The organism is Scytonema sp. HK-05 (assembly GCF_963872035.1).
Taxonomy (GTDB): Bacteria; Cyanobacteriota; Cyanobacteriia; order Cyanobacteriales; family Nostocaceae; genus Kalymmatonema.
In genome coordinates this window covers 42130-64076 of the sequence record NZ_CAWMYC010000130.1, presented here as the reverse complement: position 1 = coordinate 64076, position 21947 = coordinate 42130, and the positions used below count along the sequence as shown (strand labels likewise).

Here is a 21947-nt window from a genome sequence, read left to right as displayed (position 1 = left end):
CACCGCCACACCAAATTAAAAATTATGGTGTGGGGACTCCCGCCTGCCTAGCTAGATCCCCCTTTTTAAGGGGGTTGGGGGATCTAAAACAACGGTAAATTGGGTGTTTGAGCGTGATTGTTGACCAAACAAAGCACTCATTTAAAAGTTAAAAGGTAAAAGAAAGAAAAAGAAAAAATGGTTTTCAGCCCCCCAAACAAGTTAAAAGTTAAAAGAAATATTGAATCGTTCAATATTTTTACTTTTAACTTGGTTCTTTTTACTTGTTCTGGCATCCGCAACAAAAATCCCCTAATTTTCATTATGGGGATTCTCTTTTTACTTTTTACTTTTTACTTTTTAAACGTATGGCGGTGAGGCGGTTCCGTTTATTGCCAAACAAAAACTTTGGCTTCGTATGGTCCTAGGTCAGTTACAATGCCATCGTCACCAGCTTCTACATCATAATTCGCTGTCCACTCGTGCCATGTGCCACCGTTGGGGAAGTTAGGAACGTGATACCCAGCTAGGAAATTTTCTGAGAAATTCGCTACAACCACAACACGAGAACCTTCACCGTTCCACCGACTGTAAGCAAACACTTTTGCCTCTGGATTTTCGTGGATGAAGTCAATATTTTCTGTGTAGAGGGCATGATTTTGTTTACGCAGGCTAATTAAGCCTTTGTAGTATTCAAACAAGTTGCGATTTAGGTCATTGCCTAGCAATCGCCATTCAATTTTTGATGACTCTTGTGTTTTTGGCTTGTACTCGCCAAACTCTTGTCCCATCCAAATCAAAGGCACACCGACGGCGGTCATCAGAATAGCAACTCCCAACCGAATGCGCCTAAAAGCTTCTTCGTCAAAAATCTCGCGGTTCCCCAGTTCCACCATGAGGCGATCGTGGTCGTGGTTTGTTAAGTAATTGACAACATTCGTAGCACCTATGAAGCCTTGGCGCTTAGCGTCGATGACATCTTTAAGTTGCTCTAAATCAAAGGTGTCACCGCAAAGGTGTGCCACAATTGTATGCAGGAAACTATCGTGCCAGCATCCATCCATCGGTCCATCTGCATTGGTGATACTGGGAGTTTCAGGAATGTGTTCAGCAATATTGTAAAAAGGCTTCATGCTAGCAGTTTTTTTAGCTTCTTGCACAATCCAGTGCATGAAGTCGTAGTTAGCAATTTGCCGCGCTGCATCGTAGCGAATGCCGTCAACGTGATATTCTTGAATCCAAAAACGGATCGTATCACCAATAAATCTTCGAGCAGGATAGGTCTCTAATTTTTCATCGTAGAATTCATAATTGAATTCAGGTCCCCAGCTATTATCAGGATCGCGGGGAGAGTGGTGATACCAATAATCGTGGTCAATTTGTGTTAACGGACTTGATGATTCTGAATGGTTATAAATACCATCTATAATAACGCGAATTCCTCTGCCGTGGCACTCATCAATTAACTTTTTCAACTCTTCTGTAGAACCATAACTTGATTCTGTGGCAAAGAAGTGACGGGGGTTATAACCCCAACTATAATCGCCTGGGTATTCTTTGAGTGGCATCAACTCAATCGCATTAATTCCCAGTTCACAAAGGTAATCTAACTTTTCAACAACGTGCTTGTACTTTCCTCGCGCGTAAGGGTCATCTTCACCACCAGAAAAGTCCGCAACGTGTAGTTCATAAATGACTAATTCGTGGTCTGCGGGTAGGGGTTTATCGTCATGTTGCCAAACATAGGTATCGACAATTCTTTCCCCATCTTTGATTCGCACGATACCGTTATCATGTCCACTTGATTCATCGATATCAGTGGCGTAGGGGTCTGTCACATCAACCCATTGGTCGGGTTCAAAAAACCACGATTTTGATTGAACGCGGAATTTATATTGATAAACACCATCCTCTAATTCAACAGTTGTGCGAAAATAACCATCGTCACCTTTTTCCAGGGGGATTTCTTCCCAATTTGAAAAAGAACCAATTAATGCAGCACCTTCGTTGTAAGGTGCAAATAAATTAAATTCAATTGGCTTTGCCATAGAAGTCTATCGAGATACAAAAAGGTGATGTGCTGGCAAAAAAGCATAAAAAGATTGCCAAGGGCAAAATGATTAATTGCTTTCAGCTATTAATCATTTAGTGATTAGCAATTCTTAAATTATTTATGCCAGATATCAATATTGTCGAATGGCTAAATAAATTAGCCAATCGTCCTGTAGAAATAATAAAGTATTATGTACCTCTATCTTAAGACTGAATTTGATAAAATTTCTATTCTGATTTTATTGCTTAATGAACTATAACTTTTAAAGTTTCTATATAATTTATTTATGGGGATGTCTGGTTCTGTGTTCTGTGTTCTGACAACTGAGTTCTTCTTAATTCTGGCTTCTGACTCAGGAATTGCTGCTGCAAAAGCTTGTTCATAAATCCATAGAAAAATTGTTAGTGAGAAGTTAATAACTCCTCACTCCTGACTTTTTATTGATAACTGAAACTGGAATTCTCAGGATTGGCTGTTGTTTTTGTAACTAGCAACAGCCGCCCTAAGATTGCCTTGGTATTCTGATAGGAGTTTTAAGCCCTCTTCTTTTTCCAACCCAGTCCAATGCATCAACAGTGCCAGCTTTACCCATTTGCCACTACGTTCTAATAAGAAACCAGCGGCTTCTCGGCTTAAACCTGTGAGGTCTTGTAAAATACGCAAAGCGCGATCGCGTAACTTTTGATTTGTTACCGCCACATCCACCATGCGATTGCCATAAACTTTACCCAACTGCACCATTACACCCGTAGAAAGGATATTTAAGGCGAGTTTCGTCGCCGTACCAGCTTTTAGGCGAGTTGAACCAGCAAGTATTTCTGGTCCAGTCAACAGGCGAATATCAATATCAGCATCACAGGTGACTTGTTCAGCAGGAACGCAGGCTATAAATATAGTAGTTGCACCCCGGCTACGTGCAGCGCTCATCGCGCCGTGGACAAAAGGCGTTGTTCCCCCCGCTGTAATGCCAACGACGACATCAAGTTGCGTGACTTGTCGTTGAGCGATCGCCGCTTCACCATCTTCGGCGTTGTCTTCCAAATCTTCGGAACTGCGTACTAGTGCGCCTGCACCCCCAGCAATAATTCCTTGTACCATCTCTGGGGGTGTACAAAAAGTAGGTGGACACTCTGCAGCGTCTAACACTGCTAACCTACCACTTGTCCCTGCTCCAATATAAAACAGGCGTCCTCCGTGTTGCAATCGTTCTGCAATGCGTTCAATCGCTTCAGCTAACTGAACTTTAGCAGCAGCTACCGCAGCCACTGCCTTTGCGTCTTCGCGATTAAACAGTTCCACCAGTTCAATAGAACTGAGTTGGTCTAGGTTAAGACTATCAGGATTGACCTGCTCTGTTAAAAGATACCCGCGCCCCTGCAAGTTCATCATTTGTCCTTTGTCCTCTGTCCGTGGTCATTTGTCTTTTGTCTTTTGTCCTTAGTTATGACTCATGACTCATGACTCATGACTAACGACTCTCTACAATAACCCTTCTAGTTTGCGCCGAATGCTTTCGAGTTCTGAGTCAGATAATTCTGGTTTTTCCGGTGACTCCTGGTTAGGAGGTAAGATTTCCTCAGCAACATCCTCTTCGGATTCTGGTTTCCAATCGGTTTCTTCAACATTGACTTCGGGGGGAATTGCCAAAGCACTGTCAGTTGGGACAATTTCCCAGTCATAGTCCGCACTTTGACAAAATTCCTTAATTTCCTCTGAATCAAACGCTTCTACGGTAGGTGTTGGGAAATCTTGAGCTTCAAGCATCAGGGCATAGCGTGTAGCGTCGTCTTCTGACTCGAACATCAGAACCTTATTGCGATGGCCGGAGGCCGGGCTTTGCCCATCGCCCACTTGAATTGTGTGAATTCCCTCATTTTCTGTGCGAGCGTTAAACAGTAATACAAAAACACGCATGGGTGTAATCATCTAATCTTCCATCTTGGATCTATTTTTAATTAAACTTCTTGATTGCGTCCAAGGAAAAGCCCAGGCAAGAATTCTCACTTTCTTAGATATTTTTAATTTTTTTCTAATAGAGTTAATATTACCAAAAGTATAAGCTTGACACTCCCGATGCCTAAAGGCAAGGGGATTCTTGGCTCAACGTCGCAACTTGCTCAAGCAGGGTTGCCCCAACGAGAGTAGAGGTTCCGACTCCCCAAGCGTTACTTCCCGCTTGCCCACCGGTAGACTTTGCTTTTAGCAAAATATTGATGGCTGCATTTACATCACGCTGTAGAACACATCCACACTTGCAGGTATGCGTTCTAGTTGATAGTGCCTTCTTGACAACGCTCCCACAGCCACTACACTCTTGGCTTGTGTAGTGAGGGGCAACAGCCACAACTTCAGTTCTGAACTTAATAGCAAAGTATTCAATCCAGCGACGAAAAGCACTCCAAGCCACATCGCTAATTGACTTCGCTAGACGACGATTCTTTACCAGCCCTTTCACATTTAAATCTTCATAGGCGACAAAGGCGTTAGCCTTGCACACGCAACGTGCCAGTCTCTTGGCATGTTCTTCACGTTGCCTACTTACTCTTAAATGCTTCCGAGCATATCGACGGATTGCTTTGCGTCTATTGTTTTTCCCTTTCTCCTTCCTGTAGATGCGACGTTGAGCATGCTTTATGGCTTTCTCTGCTTTACGGAGAAATCTGGGATTTTCTTGGTGATATCCGTTGGAATCAGAGTAAAAGTATTCTAACCCAACATCTAGCCCAACTTCGCCATTTCCAGATCTAGGTTCAGGAGTTATATCCACTTTTACGCAAAATTGAACATAGTAGCCATCAGCCCTACGTACAATCCTCACTCGTTTAATCAGATCTAATGGGTACGTGTGAATATCCCATTTGCCCAGTAATTTAAGTTGACCAATACCTTTTTTATCTGAAAAGGTGATTCGGCGCTTCGTTGGGTGCAGCTTCCATCCTGAAGTTTTGTATTCGACAGAACGAACATCTTTCTTAAAGCGCGGATATCCTTTCTTTCCTGGTTTGTTTTTCTTGCAATTATCGAAGAATCTGTTAATTGCACGCTCAACATTCTCAACAGATGCATGAGTTGCATGGCTATTTAGCTCATTAACAAATTTGTATTCTGCTCGTAGTTGAGTGTTGTACTGGTAGAGTTCTTTCTTGCCTACGCCACGGTTATCCATCCAGTATCTCAGCACTTTATTTCGTACAAACTGACTTGTGCGAATCGCCTCATTTATAGCTTTTGACTGCCTATGGTTACACACCGCTTTGTATTCCAATACCAACACTCTTGAATCACCTCCTTTTATTTGTTAGCCTTAGTATAGTATATACACATTATCTGGATATGGCAACAAAAAAACGATTAAAGAATATACCAGTTTTACACGATGAGGTGAAGCAGAGGCATCAAATTGTAGTAACCCCCACAGCTTGGGAGAATATGAGAAATGAAGCAGGGAGAAGAGGTATAAGTATAAGTGAACTAATTGAAGAATTTGGACGGGGAATAAATTCCCCTACGGGCTTATCCCCATAGTTAGAAACTAGGGGCTTGCGCCCTTCGACTTCCGGTCACATTTCGCATCTAGCTTTAAGCATGATTTCTCCTGCCGTCTTTAGTATCGTCGGTTATCCTGGAGTAGGCGTAGCCAGTAGTGTGCCAGCTGGTTGTACAACTGTGACAGCTACATTTGTTTATGAGTGCTGATGATGAGTGTTAAGCCCTGTAGATCAAAAGCAGGGTGTGCGGAGAAATTCCCCTCAAATAAATTTAGGGGATCAAACAAGGAAAAAACGCTATGATTGCTCCACGGATAAATTCGGGAGCTTTTCGCCTAAGACGGTTCCTCGACTTGAAGAGGACAACGGCGTGCGGAGGTTCCTCAGCACTAGGCACTTAGGACTGTTTCGGTGAGTCAGTAGTGAGACGAAATGACCAAAGCTTGTAATCGCGATCATCACTCCCAATCCCCCCGTATTTATAATACGCATCAATTGTTACTGATTTTAAGCCGTGGTGGCATTGCCTTGAGCGGAATTCTGCTTATAGGAATTATGGGCGGTGCTTGGCGAGTATGGAATTTTATTCATAAAGACTTAGTGCCACTAGCCCAAACCAATCTTACTACTACACTGAACCGTCCAGTTCAACTGGGGAAAGTGAAACAACTTTCGCTTACGGGAGTGACGTTTGGGGCTTCAGCCATTCCAGCAACACCTACAGATCCGGATAAGGTGACAGTCGAGGTTGTAGAGGTAGGTTTTGACCCATTACAGTTGCTGTTGAACCACAAACTCAAGTTAGACGTCACCTTAGTGAACCCGGATGTTTACCTTCAACAGGATGAACAAAGACGCTGGCTCACCACAAAAATAACGCCGGCAGGTCGAAAAGGACCAATTAAAACTGATTTGGACAAACTGCGGTTTCGCAATGCCAACTTAGTGCTAGTTCCCCAGCCAAATCAGGTAGGGGAAGAAATCAATTCAAAATTCAAAATTCAAAATTCAAAATTAGGAGTTTCTCCCTCACTCCCTCACTCCCTCACTCCCTCATCCCCCTCATCCCCCTCATCTCCCTCATCCCCCTCATCCCCCTCATCTTCCTCATCTTCCTCATCTTCCTCATCTCCCTCATCCCCCTCATCCCCCTCATCTTCCTCATCCCCCTCATCCCCCGTAGCATTTTCACAAATCAACGGAACTGCCCAACTATTAGAAAACTACAAACTTATTAAATTTAATTTGGATGGGCAACCAGATCATGGTGGTAACGTTTCCATACAGGGAGATTTTCGTCCCAAGACTCAAGAAGTCAATTTACAGTTGCTACGGGTGCAAAACTTCCTTGCTGCTGATGTTTCTCGCATCGTTAAGTTACCCGTGGAATTACAAGCAGGTCGAGTTCAGGGTGAGTTGAAAATTCAAAACATTCAACTGAAACAAAAACAGCAAAACCTGCTCGTTTTTGGTACTGCTAGTGGGCAAGGAGTTCAACTTCAAGTTCCGCGAATGCCACTACCATTTATCAATTCTCAAGGTAAGGTGCGCTTTCAAGGAACTCAGCTTAAGCTGGAAAATGTCACCACTGGTTATGGCAAAATCCCCTTAATAGCAAACGGCACCATTGACTCTAAAGCCGGCTACAAGTTAGCAGCGCGTGTAAATTCGGTAAATGTGGCAAGTGTCCGGGAAACTCTCAACGTCAAATTACCTGTACCGACAATTGGGGAAGGTAAGGCAGACTTACAGGTTGTTGGATCAATCACTAACCCAATTCTGTTTGGTACAGTTGCCACTATAAAAGAAGCAAAAATTGACAAAGTCGATTTTAAGAGTGCCAGCGCACAGTTTGAGTTTTCTCCTGTCGCATCTATTATTACTTTTAAAAATATTCAAGGCAAAGCCACTGTAGGCGGTGAAGTTACAGGCGCTGGGACGATTCAATTTGTTAACAAAATTCCCAAGCTAAATTTTAATGTCACGGCAAAGAACGTTCCAGGGGATGCCATTGCCTCTGTTTACGACACAAAACCTGCATTCCAAATTGGTACTGTCTCAGGTACAGCACAACTGACTGGCAGTGGTGAGAACGTTCAGACAACGGTACAATGGCAAGCGCCCCAAGCAACCTACCCCGGAAGCGGAGAAACAATTGTCGCCCCAGACAAAAGTGTTTCTTTCCGTAATGTTGCTCTGAGCGTTGCTGGTGGTACAGTACAAATTGCTGGCAGTTGGGCGAATCAGCGTTGGCAAGCGATCGCTGATGCTTCCAAAGTACAAGTGGAACGTTTTGTCAACTCCAGTCAACTGCAAAATGTCTCTCTCGATGACGCACGCTTCAACGGTCGTCTCGTCCTCTCAGGAACCTCAGCCCCATTTAAAATTGCCACAATTCGTCCAGATAACGCAAAAGTTCAAGTTGCGGATGGCACAGTTGCAATTTCTAAGATCCAATTTGGCGAGCAAAGCTTTTCTGCCGAATTGGTTGCTGACAGTGTGCGGTTGGGGCGTTTACTAAAACAAGCGCCCCAAAGTTTAGATGGACCATTAGCAGGTAAGTTCCAAGTTTCTGGAAATACAGACGCTTTTAACCTCAAAACCTTACGTGCTACTGGTGAAGGACGCTTATTAGTTGGCGGTGGCGCAATTACAGCTTCTCATATCCAACTTGCTGAAGGCTTGTATAAAGCACAACTACAGGCAAATAATGTAGATGTGCAACAATTAGCACAATTACCTAAACAATCTCAAGGAAGGTTAAGCGGTCAATTCAACGTTGCTGGTTCAGTTGAATCGTTTAAACCGCAAACTGTTGTAGCCACAGGACAAGCACGCGTCAATTTTGGCAGTGGTAGTGTGACTGCTTCTAATATCCAATTGGAAGCCGGTCGGTATCAGGCGCAACTCCAAGCAAGTAATGTGCCATTGCAAAAATTATCACAAGTACCACCGCAGTTTAACGGCACTTTGACAGGTCAGTTTAACGTTGCTGGTTTAGCTGATTCCTTCAAACCACAAGCTATTCAAGCTACTGGTCAGGCACGAGTGAATGTCGCAGGTGGCACAGTCACCGCTTCTAAGATCCAACTTGCTGATGGTCGTTACCAGGCTGTGGTTGATGCTTCTGGTGTGGAATTAAAACGGTTGTCGCAGCAGTTGCGGGGTCAATTTGGCGGTAAACTGCAACTGGCAGGCACTGTGGGAACTTTCAACATATCCAACGTGCGTGCCTCTGGTCAGGTGCAGCTTTCCCAAGGCATTGCTGGTATTGAGCAACCGCTGACAGCAGTTGTTGGCTGGGATGGACAAAAGCTGCTCGTCGAGCGAGCCACTGCTCCAGGTTTAAGTGCTAATGGTTATATTTTAGCCAAATCTGGTGGGACAGGCATACCGGAAATTACAGAATTAAATCTCAACGTTCAAGCACAGAATTATAATCTGCAAAAGTTGCCAATGCAGCTTCCTAGCGCTGTGGCTTTAGCAGGAAAAGCCGATTTTGGGGGAAGAATCAGCGGTACGCTACCTGTGCCAAATATACAAGGGCAAGTTAGGTTACGAGACTTGGTGGTGAATCGACTGGCTTTTGAGTCGGTGTTAACTGGAAACATCCAATTGGCGCAGGGACAGGGTTTAAATTTAGATGTTGCAGGCACACGCGATCGCATTACTCTCAACGCAGACGCAAAAAATCGCCCCAATTCTTTCTTAGTGCGGTGGCAAAATGCATTGGCAAGCGGTCAATCTCAAGGGGACAATTTGGCAATGAAAGTGGAAAACTTCCCCTTGGCGATATTGAATCTTACCCCGCCTGCGAATACTCATCTTGGTACGGGTGCGATCGCTGGATTTTTGACTGGGGATTTTCAGGTTAATCAAAAGACATTTGCCACACAAGGGGATATTGCAATTGCCCAGCCGCAATTAGGACGCATTAAAGGCGATCGCCTGATGGCACAATTCCATTACGGCGATGGTCAAACAACGATTACAGATAGCGAATTTGTCAAAGGTGTGAGTCGTTACGCCCTTGCCGGAACTTTAAGCCAAACTCCCAAAGGTCCGCAAATCAAAGGTAAACTGAACGTTACTCAAGGTGAAGTTCAAGATGTCCTGACTGCACTACAGTTATATGAATTACAAGATGTTCAACGCGGTTTGGCACAGCCAAACTACGGTACAGCAGCAGATTTGAATGCCACTGAGTCAGTAGGATTTTCAGATCAGCCTTTGTCTGCCCAACTTCAGCGCTTTGGCGAATTTGAAAATCGGCTAGCACAACAAAAACAACAGCGTCGCGATACTTCTCCTATACCGGAATTGGCAGATTTAAAGGGAACTTTCAATGGTGAAGTTTCTATAGATACTGCAACAGCGAACGGGCTGGATGTAAGCTTTAATTTAAACGGTCAAAACTTTGTTTGGGGTAGGGCAGATGAACCGGATCGTTTGTATAAAGCAGACCAAGTGATTGCTCAAGGTAGATTTGAAAATGGTGTTCTCAGATTGCTACCTTTGCGACTGGAGTCTCAGAACAACTTGATCGCTTTGACAGGTAATATTGGTGGGAATGAACAATCTGGTCAGTTGCAGGTTGTCAATTTCCCCGTGCAAGTGCTAAATAATTTTGTCAAACTGCCTGTTGGTTTTACAGGTAATCTCAACGGCACAGCAGCTTTAGCAGGGAGTATTGACAATCCACAGGCAAAGGGAGAATTGCAAATCACTCAGGGGACTCTCAATCAAAAAGGCGTAGAGTCAGCGACTGCGAGTTTCAATTATACCAATGGTCGCTTGAACTTTGGCAGCCACGTTACGGTTTCTGGTTCGGAGCCAGTTAAAATTGCTGGTAGTATACCTTATCAGTTGCCTTTTGCTTCTGTAAAGCCAGATAACGATCAAATTAATCTGGATGTGAAAGTTCAAAATGAAGGGCTGGCAGTCTTAAACCTGTTAACTAACCAAGTCGCCTTTGAAAAAGGTGAGGGACAAATAGACTTGATGGTGCGGGGGACAACACAACAGCCGATATTAGATGGAATTGCCACTGTAAAGGATGCCACCTTTTCATCTCAAGCTTTACCAGGAAAGCTGACAGATATTACAGGAACAGTGCAGTTTGGTTTAGACCGGATTGTCGTGCAAAATCTTCAAGGTAAGTATAATAACAAGGGTAAAGTCGAGGCACAAGGTGAGATTCCTGTCTCGAGTCAAGAAACAAAAATAGATCAACCCCTCACCGTTAGCCTTGACCAATTGGCTTTGAATCTTAAGGAACTTTACCAAGGAGGCGTCACGGGTAACTTGGTGGTGACTGGTTCCGCCCTGAAACCAATGATTGGTGGTAAATTGCAGTTAGCTGATGGTCAAGTTTTACTAGCAGAATCTACAAAAACGACCGATGGAAATAGCAAAATAGATGTTTCAGGTGTGAAACAGGTCAAGCAAGAGACCCCGAAAGCTGACTATACAGCGGCTCAGTTCAAAGACCTACAGTTACAGCTAGGCAAAAACGTACAAATTACCCGTCCACTGATTCTCAGTTTCCGGGCTACTGGAACCCTTAACGTCAACGGTTCGTTTAAAGAACCAATACCAGAAGGAACGATCCGCCTGAAGGAAGGAAGCGTAAATTTATTTACGACTCGATTTAACCTTGCGCGTGGCTATAAACATAAAGCTATTTTTAGAGCAAATCAACCCCGCGATCCCGAGTTAGACATCCAGCTGTTTGCGAAAGTACTCGACGTTATTCAAAATAGTGACCTCAATAAACCAAATATCACAGGGTTAGCGGCTTTAGAAACTATTCGTGTTGATGCCAGGGTGCAAGGTCTGGCAAGTAAACTGGATGAAACTCTGGAACTGACTTCGAGCCCCGCACGCAGCGAAACAGAAATTGTTGCCCTGCTTGGGGGTGGATTGGTAGATACCGAAGGACGCGGTAATGATACTACCTTAGGACTGATTAATATAGCAGGTTCGGCTGTGCTGAACAATCTTCAGGAACCCCTAAACCAGATTGCAACAGCATTGGGTTTAAGCGAACTGCGTCTATTCCCAACCATTCTCTCCGACACTCTCGAAGCAGGTAGGAGTAGTTCAACTTTGGAGTTGGCAGCGGAAGCTGGAGTGGATATCACTCGCAGGTTTTCTGTCTCCACCCTGAAGATTTTGACAACTAATGACCCCTTCCAATGGGGTATTAACTATCGGCTCAACAATTCCATTCGTCTGCGTGCAACCACTAATTTAAATGATGACAATCGCGCAGTTATTGAGTATCAAAAGAGGTTTTAATGTCAGACAGCAAGCGTTGTCCTTGCAATCGTCAACAGCCGTACTTCACTAAAACTCTTGCACTCATTCAATGTTTTTGAAATTAAACCACAGATGGACACAGATGGACACAGATAAATATCGGTGTACCCTGCCTTAAGCCGCCCTCCAGGCGTCTACATCGGTGTTTATCTGTGGTTCCTTTTGGGCTTATTCATATTTTTGCAAGAAGTCTACTGCTTAAGTACCCCATCTTCCATATAAACAACTCGGTCAGCCAAATCTAAAATCCGGGGATCATGCGTGACAATCAACACTGTACAACCTTGTTCTTTTGCCAGTTGGCGCAGTAACTCCATAACCAAATGTCCGCTGTGAGAGTCTAAAGCAGCAGTTGGCTCATCTGCCATAATCACCTGTGGATGACCAGTTAAAGCACGGGCGATCGCCACTCTTTGTTTTTGTCCCCCCGACAAATCACGGGGAAGTTGCTTTACCTTATCCCCCAGTCCAACTTGTTCCAACAAAGCTTGTGCTTCTTTGCGTGCTGGCTTTCCCCGAATGCCTTTGACATTCAAGGCTGCTTCTACATTCTCAATAGCCGTTAGTGCGGGAAACAAGTTAAAATCTTGAAAAATAAAGCCAATGTTCTGCCTTCGGAACCGAGCTAGTTGAGTTCGAGACATTCTGGTAATATCTTGCCCAAGCAAATACACGCTGCCCGCCGTTGGAGTCAATAGTCCCGCTAAAATTGACAGCAAGGTCGTTTTCCCCGATCCAGAAGGTCCCATTAAAATTTCTATATGACCCTTTTGGATATCCCAGTAAACTTCTTTGAGGATTTGAAGCCGCTGCTGCTTAGAATTAATCACCATTTCCACCCCTTGGGCAACAATTGCGCCTGTTGCGGTGGAACTCATTTGATATTTGCTCTGGGCAAATTTATTAGATTGAATTTTAGAATCAGTCATTTGCTCAAATTCTTTGGGCATATACAATTTTTAATTGTCAGTTGAGATTTGTTGTGTGCTTTCGACTGCTGAAGAACCACAAACTTAATTATGTAGTGATTAGCACTATATAAAAAGTAAAATTACTGCTAAGAAAACTATCCTTTAAAGACAATCGCTGGATCAACGCGAGTGACTTTCTGAATCGCAAAAACAGCAGAACTAACGCACATCAACACCGTAATTCCAAAAACAGTAGCTGCCGATATAGGTGTAATTAAAATGACAATCCCCTGTGCTGTTGATGTCCAAGCTGCCACTCCTAGACAAAGAGCGATCCCTGGTAGATAGCCTAAAATTGCCATCCATAGTGCTTGCTCAATAATTACATTGTAAATAAACCAATCAGATGCCCCCATTGCTTTGAGGGTGCCAAACTCTTTGATATGATCTGTGACAGAAGCGTAGAGAATTTGACTAACGACCACTGCCCCAACAACGACGCCAACCACCGCACCAAGACCGAGAATAAATCCAATTCCAGAGCGTTCCTGCCAGTAGACTTGTGTTATTTTAGACATTTCTTGCCGAGTGTAAGCGCGGGTGTCTGGCAAAGCTTGTTCTAAATCTCGCTTTAATTTGGCTATGTTTTGACCGGGTTTTGCCCGAATCAAAACGAAGTTAATCTGGTCGGTTGATGTTGGTTTTTTAGCAGAGGTACCTACGTTAGTTGGAGAAGCGGTTGTTTGAGTACCGTAATTTCTATAAGTGTTGGCAGTCTCTAAAGAGGTGAACATCAAGGTACCGAAGATAATTGACTGAGTTCCTTGAGTAAAACCCACCAACTTTGCTGGAATGTTGTTAATTTCTCCAACCTCACCCAACCTTTTGAGATGAATAGAATCCAAGCCAGTTTTGTCAATAATGAAAGTGAAGGATTGCTTCAAGTCATTAAAACTGCCTGCGACAATGGTTGATCGGTCAAATAACATTCCTTGTGGATCTGCGCCAACCAGCGTAACCGAGGTAATTTCGTCTGTTTGTAGTTCATGCCACAAGGCACCATCAATAATGACACCTTCAGCTTTGGCGACACCTGCGACTTTGCGCGCCTTGGTAACCTGTTCGTAGGGAATTGGTATAGTTAGCCCCAAATGCTGCATATTTTTTGAAGACACCCAAATGTCAGCACGGGATTGATCGATTAATTGCGAAGAGGAGCGAGCAAACCCATATTGAAGACCTGTTTGAATGGTGACTAAGCTAACGGCAAATAAAATTCCTGCTTGCGCCACCAAAAAGCGAGGAATGTCTTCTAGTAAATTCTTACGAGCAATTGAAGCCATAAAATTTAATAGGGAATAGGGATTTGTGGTAAAACTACTAACAATGAGCGATTAACCAGCCTTTATCGTTTTAGAATAGACTCTTCCTTTCCAAGTTCCTCCTCGCTTTTGCCAGTGACGCACAGCCGAGTCTACAGTCATCAGCGTATAAAGGAGAGCAATTCCAGGAAGACACAGCGCCAAAGCGGGAGAACATCCATAAAATCGGATCGTGGGTAAGTAGGCATAAGCCATAACTAGCCAGGTTGATAAACCGGCGATCGCCACAAGCGAATTTCCTGTGAGCAAACCGAATATTGCACATACAGGTGGAACAATGTAAACAACTATCATCCCCATGACTGTTACGATTAACAACCCCAAGGAATAATTTAACTGTGTGAACGCAGTGCGGGCTATCATGTCCCAAATGGTTGACAGCGATGGATAAGGTCGTAAACTCTGGGTTGAGTTGGTTAGTCCCAGCCAAATTTTGTGAAATGAGGGGGATGAGGGGGATGAGGGGGATGAGGAGGTATTTTCTCCCTTGTCTTCCCTGTCTTCCCTGTCTCCCTTGTCTTCCCTATGGGGAAATTGGGTAAAACGCCTAGATTTTACGGCTTGCGCTAGGGCGCAATCATCAATTAAGGCATCGCGGACGACCTCAATACCACCAATGCGGGTTAAAGCTTCACGGGTAATTAAAATACACCCACCCGCAGCGGCGGCTGTTGATTTGGTGGGATCGTTCACCCAAGGGAAGGGGTTGAGTTTTTGAAAGAAAAATACAAATGCTGGAATAAGCAATTTTTCCCAAAAACTTTCACACCGAAGCCGCACCATTAAAGAAACGAGATCCAAATCTTCTTGTTGCGCTTTTGCTACCAAACAGCGAAGATTCAAAGCATCATGTTCAATATCAGCATCCGTCAGCAGAAAATAGTCTGGTGGCGATGTCAGGGTTTGTGCATATTGAATACCTTGGTGTAATGCCCATAACTTGCCTGTCCAACCAGGAGCCAAAGCTTGTCCAGAAAGGACGTGTAATTGCTGAGTTTTGTTTAATTCCTGGGCAACATCACGGGCAACATTTGCTGTTCCATCCGTACTGCTATCGTCTACCAAGATGACGGTGAGATGACCAGGATAGTCTTGGTTGAGAAGCGATCGCAAAGTGACAGGAAGCAAATCAGCTTCGTTTCTTGCGGGGATGACAGCACAAATAGTAGGGAACATTGATAAATCTGTTTCCTGTCTTGTTAATCGTTGGTCCGAGCGCCAAAACTGACCCCAAAACCCTAGTAATATCACCCAAATTGTCAAGGATAGAACAGAAAGCCATAGTCCAATTTCACCGTTCATCGTGTTTTCTTTTTTCCACTTAGAAAACACATTACAATGTCACCTTATGACAGGGAAAGAATTTTCCTGTACATAACCAAAAAGAAGCAGACATATGTGGTTGAGGAGCAACGGAAAACAATGCAAATTCAAGACAAAGTGGCAGTTTCCCGTGTAAAAGACGCGATCGCCGCCAGTCAAAACTATCTTCTTTCTATTCAATATCCTGATGGATACTGGTGGGCGGAGTTAGAATCCAATGTCACCATCACTGCGGAGGTTGTCCTCCTCCATAAAATTTGGGGCACAGACCGAGAAAGACCGTTGCATAAAGTTGAAGCATATCTGCGTTCTCAACAACGGGATCACGGAGGTTGGGAACTTTTCTACGGGGATGGAGGAGAGCTAAGTACCTCGGTGGAAGCATACATGGCGCTGAAGCTGCTTGGTGTCTCACAAACAGACCCGGCAATGGTCAAGGCGCGGAAGTTCATCCTAGAACGCGGTGGTATCAGTAAAACTCGCATTTTTACCAAGTTACACCTAGCTCTCATTGGATGTTACAACTGGCGCGGCATTCCTTCTCTACCACCTTGGGTGATGTTGTTGCCCTCAAATTTTTTGTTTAACATCTATGAAATGTCTAGCTGGGCAAGGTCAAGCACTGTTCCGCTGCTGATTGTCATTGACCGCAAACCTGTTTTTCTGACTGATCCAGCCATCAACTTGGACGAACTGTATGCTGAAGGTGTTGAGCATGTTCGCTATGAGTTGCCTCGCAAAGGCGATTGGACAGATTTATTTATTACCCTAGACGAAACCTTTAAGTTAGCAGAAACCCTGAATCTTGTTCCTTTCCGTGAAGAAGGTATTCAAGCTGCAGAACGCTGGATTTTAGAACGGCAAGAAGCAACGGGCGATTGGGGCGGAATTATTCCCGCTATGTTAAATTCGCTACTAGCTTTGCGAGCTTTGGATTATGACGCAGCCGACCCGATTGTAGAACGAGGACTACGGGCAGTTGACAATTTTGCGATTGAAACTGCCGATACCTATAGAATACAGCCTTGTATTTCCCCTGTATGGGATACTGCTTGGGCAATGCGAGCTTTAGTAGATTCTGGCTTGGCTCCTGATCATCCTGCTGTGGTTAAAGCTGGAGAATGGTTGTTGAGTAAGCAGATTCTGGATTACGGTGATTGGGCTGTTAAAAATCGACAAGGAAAACCAGGAGCTTGGGCGTTTGAGTTTGACAACCGCTTTTATCCAGATGTAGACGACACAGCTGTCGTCGTGATGGCTCTTAATGGAGTGAAATTGCCCAACGAAAAATTGAAGCAAGCGGCGATCGCTCGTGCTGTGAACTGGATTGCTTCGATGCAGTGTCAGCCTGGTGGTTGGGCAGCATTTGATATGGACAATGATCAGGATTGGATCAACCAAATACCTTATGGTGACCTCAAAGCCATGATTGATCCGAACACAGCTGATGTCACCGCTCGGGTGTTAGAAATGCTGGGTGAGTGCAATCTCTTCATTGATACAGGCAACCTGGAGCGGGCAATGAGCTATCTCAAAGCCGAGCAAGAAACTGAGGGTTGCTGGTTTGGTCGTTGGGGAGTGAATTACATTTATGGCACAAGTGAAGTTCTTTGCGCCCTGTCTTTAATTGCTCCAGAAAAGACACGACTGAGTATAGAACGAGGTGCTGCTTGGTTAGTCGGATGTCAAAACTCAGATGGTGGCTGGGGCGAGACTTGTCGCAGCTACGATGACCCAACTCTCAAAGGACAAGGACCCAGTACTGCCTCTCAAACGGCTTGGGCAATACTAGGTTTAATAGCAGCAGGTCAAGCAACTGGCAAGTTTGCGAAAGTTGCCCTTGAGCGGGGAATTGGCTACCTTTTGGAAACTCAGCGTTCAGATGGCACTTGGGACGAGTCAGAATTTACAGGGACTGGCTTTCCTAGTCATTTTTATCTCAAATATCACCTCTATCAACAGTATTTTCCGCTATTAGCTTTGGGTAGGTATCAAGCGATATCAAACTTTTTGCGATAACTAAAAGTAGCCTACCTCAAAACCCTCCCCACAAATGGGGAGGGGTTATGAAGGTTCACATTTTCTCAACTTCTGAGTAATATCAAGTTTTTTTAATTACTTATACAGGAGTTACGTAACTGTCACATTGGGGGTATGTATGGATAAGCTAACTGGAAAATCAAAACTTGCCTTCGACGACATAGGAACAGGCGAACCAGCCTTACTCTTGTTTCCAGGATGGTGTGCTGATCGGGGTATTCTAGCAGCACTTGCGGAAGTTGAAAGCAAAAAACGAAGAGTTATCAATGTCGATTTACTGGGACATAACGAATCACAGCGTCCAGAGGGAGACTTTGGCACTGAAGATATGATCCGTGAAACTATTAAGCTTGTAGATTCACTTGGCATAAATGAATTCGTTACAGTCTCGGTAGCACACGCTGGATGGATAGCGATTGAACTAAGGCGTAAATTAGTTCATCGGGTTCCAAAGATGGTCTTTCTCGAGTGGATCATTATTGAACCGCCTCAGCTGTTCTTTGAGACCTTGGATAAGATGCAAAAGCCTGATCAATGGCAAAGTGCGCGTGACGCACTATTCATCGGTTGGTCGTTAGGTGATCCTAACCTCGCCAAACCCTTCCATGAGTTTATGACGAATTACGACTTCGACATGTGGTCGCGCGCAGGTCGAGAAATAGCCAGGTCATACAGAGAATTTGGCAGTCCTTTGCGCCTTCTTGAGACGCTTGCTCCAGCTCCAACAGTGCTCAATATTTACTCGCCAACGCAAATGAAGAACCTTTATTCCCAACCGGATGACACCAAGTATCTTGAAGCACAACAAGTTTTTGCAAACAAACATCACTGGTACCACATTTATAGATCGAGATCGAAGAGCCATCTGCCTTCCATCGAAGTCACGCAGGAAGTCGCAGACGCAATTGAAAGCTTCCTTTCCGGTTCTGCATCATAATTTTCGCCCGCCAATAGCAAGGAACCCGAAACCTACGTGTAGCAAGCTGTAATAAAGGCGTTTAAGCTAGTTGCAATTCATCGTGGTCGAAGCGAATGATTGCAGGCTGGTTGCAATTAATTCTGGGTCTTCCGCAATTTTGGTGATGATTGAGAGGAATGGAACGAAAGAGCGATTGCACTCGTAGCGCACTGCCTTTTGGGCAATCGCACATTTTCTGGGGAGGACACAATCACCATTGGTTGAACTGAAAACAACAGAATACACGGTATTGACCAATACTCCGTTTGTTGAGGTAGAGTACAGCGTATTTTAGGGCGAGTTTAAGCAATCATCTGATTCTCAAAATCCCCTAGCTGACTCGCTAGTAATACATTGCTCGTACCATAGATTTGAGGTAGCCGTCCTGTTTGTGCCAAGATGGTTCGCACCTGTGTGTTGGAAGTATCGGCAAGGTTACGCTGTTGAGCGATCGCCATTCCCGCTGCAATTCCTACTCCCTGCCCAACACCACAATTGAATTCCACAATTCTCCCAGCAGAAGAAGCATAGCCAACAAATCCAGAAGCTGGACTGATAACTGCCAAGTTGGGTACACTTTTCACCAGGGCGTGCTGAAAGCCGATGTTGAACAGGGGCGGGTTAAATGCCAGATTGTTAAAACCTTTCGTAGCAGCTCTTGTATCTAGACCTTTGATTCCACCACGGATATCAAAATGGTAACCAAAGGTTCCTAAAGCTTGAGAGTCTGGCACGCCGCCCGATAGCATTTCAGAGCCACTAAGGGGGTCAACAGCTCCCACAATATTGCCTGCATGGCGAATATACAGTTCTTCTGCGGGCTTCACCTGACTAGCGCCAATGCTTTCAAACCACTTTTTCACAAACAGCATTTCCTTGAGCATTTCTGGTGTCGGCTTGGCTTTCGCGCGTGCTAACGCTTCCGCTTGATCAGCATTGACTCCAAACAATAATGCATTCCAAGACAACCGCCCCCCAGACAAAATTGCTACGTTACCGTTGTCAAGGATGGCACTACTAGACTCAAACGACAGAGGAGTACCCCGAAAAGCGTGGTAAGCGATAGAAAGGGCTTTGCTGCGAACGTCGATGTAGTCTTGCCCTACGTACATCGTTTTCAAATTGCCTTGAGAATCAACGAGGTCTTTCCTGAGTTCATCTGCTCTTGCTCGATCTTCACCTGCGGCACTATTTAACCATTTCTGAGCTTCAGTATCTGCTACTTTGGTGAAGCGTTTAAGATATTGATACTCCACATTTTTGAGTTTATCAATACTTAGCCCTTGAGTTTCAAATACCAGGGTCACTGCCAGTTCCGAGTTAGGTAAGCCAAAAGTCTCAAACCCCTTAAGTTTTTTTACTCCAGCCGCTTGCGCCAATTCAGCGTTTACAGTGGAGTCAATAAACTGTTTGCCTAAATAAGTTTCATCGTTAGTCAGTTTAATACCAGCAATTTTCTGCCCTTCTTTGATAACGGACTTAATTTCAATATCACCAATAATATCTGCACCCACCTCACTCAACATCTGTCGTAAAGCAGCATCAGCCTTAGCTGGATCGAGAGCAATGAGCGCTACTCCTGATTTTTGCAAAAATTCCTTGTAGATGGCGGGTGGATCACCAAAAGTGTCCAAACGACGAGATTGGCGAATGGCAGAGGGAACCGCAGAACGGTCAAGATAAGACAACCCACCGCGCACCAAATGACCGCCGATGCCTGATTTAGAATTTCCCTTAAACAGTAGCAAAGTCCGTGGGTACTGCTTCGTCTGGCGGTAGTATTCCCTTGCTCCACAAACTAGGGCGAGAACACCAGGAACTTCGTCCCCGAAGCAAATAATGTCGTACGTGTGAACTGTCGAATCAACCCTGACTGGAGACATAGTGTTTTGTGCTTGACTCTTAATTTTCTTAATAAAATCAACAATCTAAGTGTTTGTTATTCCAGAAATGAAGCAGTACTGTTGATTAACCCTTACGGGTACTGTTTAAATCACTGAAACGCCAGCACTACTGTATCACTTGTGTACTGTCCCCAAATTGTAAGCGATTCAAATTCACAATTGGGAAAGCCTATTCCCGGAATTATCCTGCCAGCAAGCTTTCTGCCAGTTAAATATGATATGCGTCAGCTGATTTTTTAAATGATAACTATTATCATTAAAGACCGTATAGTTGGTTACAGGGATGAAAGCAGAAAGCCCACTCCAGGCGCGGGGTGGGACTGATTCAGAAGCGATCGCCAAGGACTCAAAGAGCAACGCCACAAGTGTGACATAGCAAAATCCTGTTTGGCTATACCACACAAAGGAGAAGAAGCTGCATTCACCAGATGTAACTTAAAAAAGCAACTCTAAAAACTAAAAAGATGAATTTTTCATTTGGCAGACAAACACAAAAGGCAAATACAGAACAAATTAGGCAAGTCAAGGAGTGGATTTATCAAGCTTTAAAACTTGATAAGGAAATTCCTATTTCTCTAAGTCAATTACAGTGTACTGAGTCAGGTTGTCCACCTCTTGAAACAGTAATCGCCGTGATGAAAAACCCAGTTGAACAGTACAAAATTCATAAACCAATAGCTCAAATAGAGTTTATAGATATTGCTGAACTCATGAAATAAACTCATTAATCTATTTGTGGGTTTTCAACTTTTCACTTGTTCCATTTAGCATGTGTTTTGCACAGACAAAAAGGACTTGTCTGTGCATTCTTAATCTCACACTCTTTAGCAACCACCAGCCCAAGTTACCCATCTGTGGGATATGGTTGTATGTATCGCTTCACTTATTTCGTATTCGGTTATGGTTGCTCCTGTGAAATCAGCGCCACTGAGCTCTGCTTCATTCAAGTTGCTACCAATCAAATTTGCCTGACGAAGTTTGGCTCCACTTAAATCAGTACCACAGAGTTCTGCTTCACTGAGGTTTGCCCCAACTAGATTTGCCCGAACTAAATTTGCAGTCCGCAAATCTGCGCGACTGAGGTTTGTTCTCTCTAGGTTGACATTCATCAGATCTGCGCCAATCAAGTTGACCTCACTCAAGTTAGCATCTGTGAGGTTTGCGCCACTTAAATCTGCATCTGTAAGGTTGGCGCGACTTAAATCACATCCACTCAAATTTGCTTGACTGAGATTAGCTCCACTTAAATCTGCTCCACCAAAATTTGCGCCACTTAAGTCAGTATCACTAAGGTTAGCTTGATGCAAATTTGCTCCATTAAAATCCCGTTCTCCTGCTGCATATCGACTCAGGAGCTGATTAATGTCCATATTATCCGCCTCGCAATGTGTTGACAGGTCAAAAAGTCTATTTATAAGTTGCGTTCTACCCAAACCACACCGAAGACTATCTTTTAGTTGCTAGCAACTAGATTTTTAACTATTGCTTGGAATATTATTTTCATTTTGCAAGAGCTTCTATTTTTTTGAGCATTTCCTTAACGGAAATATATATATTAATTCATGAAGAAATGATTATTTACACTTAG

General features: G+C 44.1%; 13 protein-coding genes. 4 read left to right on the top strand and 9 right to left on the bottom strand.

Annotation, left to right across the window (positions count from 1 at the left end; genetic code table 11):
* Positions 1-368 precede the first annotated feature (368 nt).
* From AACT52_RS29055 to AACT52_RS29040, 4 genes are all read right to left on the bottom strand, one after another.
* Positions 369-2027, bottom strand: coding sequence for an alpha-amylase family glycosyl hydrolase (locus AACT52_RS29055; RefSeq protein WP_073634294.1), 1659 nt, complete (start codon positions 2025-2027; stop codon positions 369-371).
* A gap of 467 nt (positions 2028-2494) precedes the next feature.
* On the bottom strand, positions 2495-3421 hold the full coding sequence (gene murQ, locus AACT52_RS29050) for an N-acetylmuramic acid 6-phosphate etherase (RefSeq protein ID WP_073634293.1): 927 nt from the start codon (positions 3419-3421) through the stop codon (positions 2495-2497).
* Between the two features lie 90 nt (positions 3422-3511).
* The gene (locus AACT52_RS29045) at positions 3512-3958 is read right to left on the bottom strand and encodes a DUF3110 domain-containing protein (protein WP_073634292.1); all 447 of its coding nucleotides are present in this window, start codon (positions 3956-3958) and stop codon (positions 3512-3514) included.
* 151 nt (positions 3959-4109) lie between these two features.
* A complete protein-coding gene (locus AACT52_RS29040; RefSeq protein WP_073634291.1) occupies positions 4110-5306 on the bottom strand; it encodes an RNA-guided endonuclease InsQ/TnpB family protein in 1197 nt (398 codons plus the stop codon).
* 646 nt (positions 5307-5952) lie between these two features.
* Between AACT52_RS29040 and AACT52_RS29035 the strand changes: the two genes are divergently transcribed.
* Positions 5953-11820 (top strand): translocation/assembly module TamB domain-containing protein, encoded by a 5868-nt coding sequence (locus tag AACT52_RS29035; RefSeq protein WP_073634289.1) that lies wholly within the window; start codon positions 5953-5955, stop codon positions 11818-11820.
* 212 nt (positions 11821-12032) lie between these two features.
* Here AACT52_RS29035 and AACT52_RS29030 read toward each other — a convergent pair whose 3' ends face one another.
* From AACT52_RS29030 to AACT52_RS29020, 3 genes are all read right to left on the bottom strand, one after another.
* The gene (locus tag AACT52_RS29030) at positions 12033-12791 is read right to left on the bottom strand and encodes an ABC transporter ATP-binding protein (RefSeq protein ID WP_445263932.1); all 759 of its coding nucleotides are present in this window, start codon (positions 12789-12791) and stop codon (positions 12033-12035) included.
* A 116-nt stretch (positions 12792-12907) separates the two neighbouring features.
* On the bottom strand, positions 12908-14095 hold the full coding sequence (locus AACT52_RS29025; protein ID WP_073634288.1) for an FtsX-like permease family protein: 1188 nt from the start codon (positions 14093-14095) through the stop codon (positions 12908-12910).
* Between the two features lie 51 nt (positions 14096-14146).
* Positions 14147-15436: a glycosyltransferase gene (locus AACT52_RS29020; RefSeq protein WP_073634296.1), complete on the bottom strand. Its 1290-nt coding sequence runs from the start codon at positions 15434-15436 to the stop codon at positions 14147-14149.
* A 120-nt stretch (positions 15437-15556) separates the two neighbouring features.
* Here AACT52_RS29020 and shc point away from each other — a divergent pair, with 120 nt between their 5' ends.
* Positions 15557-17476 (top strand): squalene--hopene cyclase, encoded by a 1920-nt coding sequence (gene shc / locus AACT52_RS29015; RefSeq protein ID WP_073634295.1) that lies wholly within the window; start codon positions 15557-15559, stop codon positions 17474-17476.
* A gap of 139 nt (positions 17477-17615) precedes the next feature.
* Positions 17616-18434 carry an alpha/beta hydrolase gene (locus tag AACT52_RS29010; RefSeq protein WP_073634287.1) on the top strand — a complete coding sequence of 273 codons (819 nt, stop codon included), beginning with the start codon at positions 17616-17618 and terminating at the stop codon, positions 18432-18434.
* Between the two features lie 323 nt (positions 18435-18757).
* On the opposite strand, the gene AACT52_RS29000 is transcribed toward AACT52_RS29010, so the two are convergent.
* Positions 18758-20338 carry an FAD-dependent oxidoreductase gene (locus tag AACT52_RS29000; RefSeq protein WP_073634286.1) on the bottom strand — a complete coding sequence of 527 codons (1581 nt, stop codon included), beginning with the start codon at positions 20336-20338 and terminating at the stop codon, positions 18758-18760.
* A gap of 485 nt (positions 20339-20823) precedes the next feature.
* On the opposite strand from AACT52_RS29000, the gene AACT52_RS28995 reads away from it, so the two are divergent.
* Positions 20824-21078, top strand: a complete 255-nt coding sequence (locus AACT52_RS28995) for a hypothetical protein (RefSeq protein WP_073634285.1) — start codon at positions 20824-20826, stop codon at positions 21076-21078.
* A 105-nt stretch (positions 21079-21183) separates the two neighbouring features.
* Here AACT52_RS28995 and AACT52_RS28990 read toward each other — a convergent pair whose 3' ends face one another.
* Positions 21184-21729 carry a pentapeptide repeat-containing protein gene (locus AACT52_RS28990; RefSeq protein WP_073634284.1) on the bottom strand — a complete coding sequence of 182 codons (546 nt, stop codon included), beginning with the start codon at positions 21727-21729 and terminating at the stop codon, positions 21184-21186.
* Between the last annotated feature and the right edge of the window lie 218 nt (positions 21730-21947).

Excerpts from the sequence above, each read along its gene's own strand:
- AACT52_RS28995 (WP_073634285.1), top strand. The coding sequence starts at position 20,824 with ATGAATTTTTCATTTGGCAGACAAACACAAAAGGCAAATACAGAACAA.
- AACT52_RS29020 (WP_073634296.1), bottom strand. The coding sequence starts at position 15,436 with ATGAACGGTGAAATTGGACTATGGCTTTCTGTTCTATCCTTGACAATT.
- shc (WP_073634295.1), top strand. The coding sequence starts at position 15,557 with ATGCAAATTCAAGACAAAGTGGCAGTTTCCCGTGTAAAAGACGCGATC.
- AACT52_RS29045 (WP_073634292.1), bottom strand. The coding sequence starts at position 3,958 with ATGATTACACCCATGCGTGTTTTTGTATTACTGTTTAACGCTCGCACA.
- AACT52_RS29000 (WP_073634286.1), bottom strand. The coding sequence starts at position 20,338 with ATGTCTCCAGTCAGGGTTGATTCGACAGTTCACACGTACGACATTATT.
- AACT52_RS29055 (WP_073634294.1), bottom strand. The coding sequence starts at position 2,027 with ATGGCAAAGCCAATTGAATTTAATTTATTTGCACCTTACAACGAAGGT.
- AACT52_RS29025 (WP_073634288.1), bottom strand. The coding sequence starts at position 14,095 with ATGGCTTCAATTGCTCGTAAGAATTTACTAGAAGACATTCCTCGCTTT.
- AACT52_RS29030 (WP_445263932.1), bottom strand. The coding sequence starts at position 12,791 with ATGCCCAAAGAATTTGAGCAAATGACTGATTCTAAAATTCAATCTAAT.
- AACT52_RS29010 (WP_073634287.1), top strand. The coding sequence starts at position 17,616 with ATGGATAAGCTAACTGGAAAATCAAAACTTGCCTTCGACGACATAGGA.
- AACT52_RS29035 (WP_073634289.1), top strand. The coding sequence starts at position 5,953 with ATGACCAAAGCTTGTAATCGCGATCATCACTCCCAATCCCCCCGTATT.
- murQ (WP_073634293.1), bottom strand. The coding sequence starts at position 3,421 with ATGATGAACTTGCAGGGGCGCGGGTATCTTTTAACAGAGCAGGTCAAT.
- AACT52_RS28990 (WP_073634284.1), bottom strand. The coding sequence starts at position 21,729 with ATGGACATTAATCAGCTCCTGAGTCGATATGCAGCAGGAGAACGGGAT.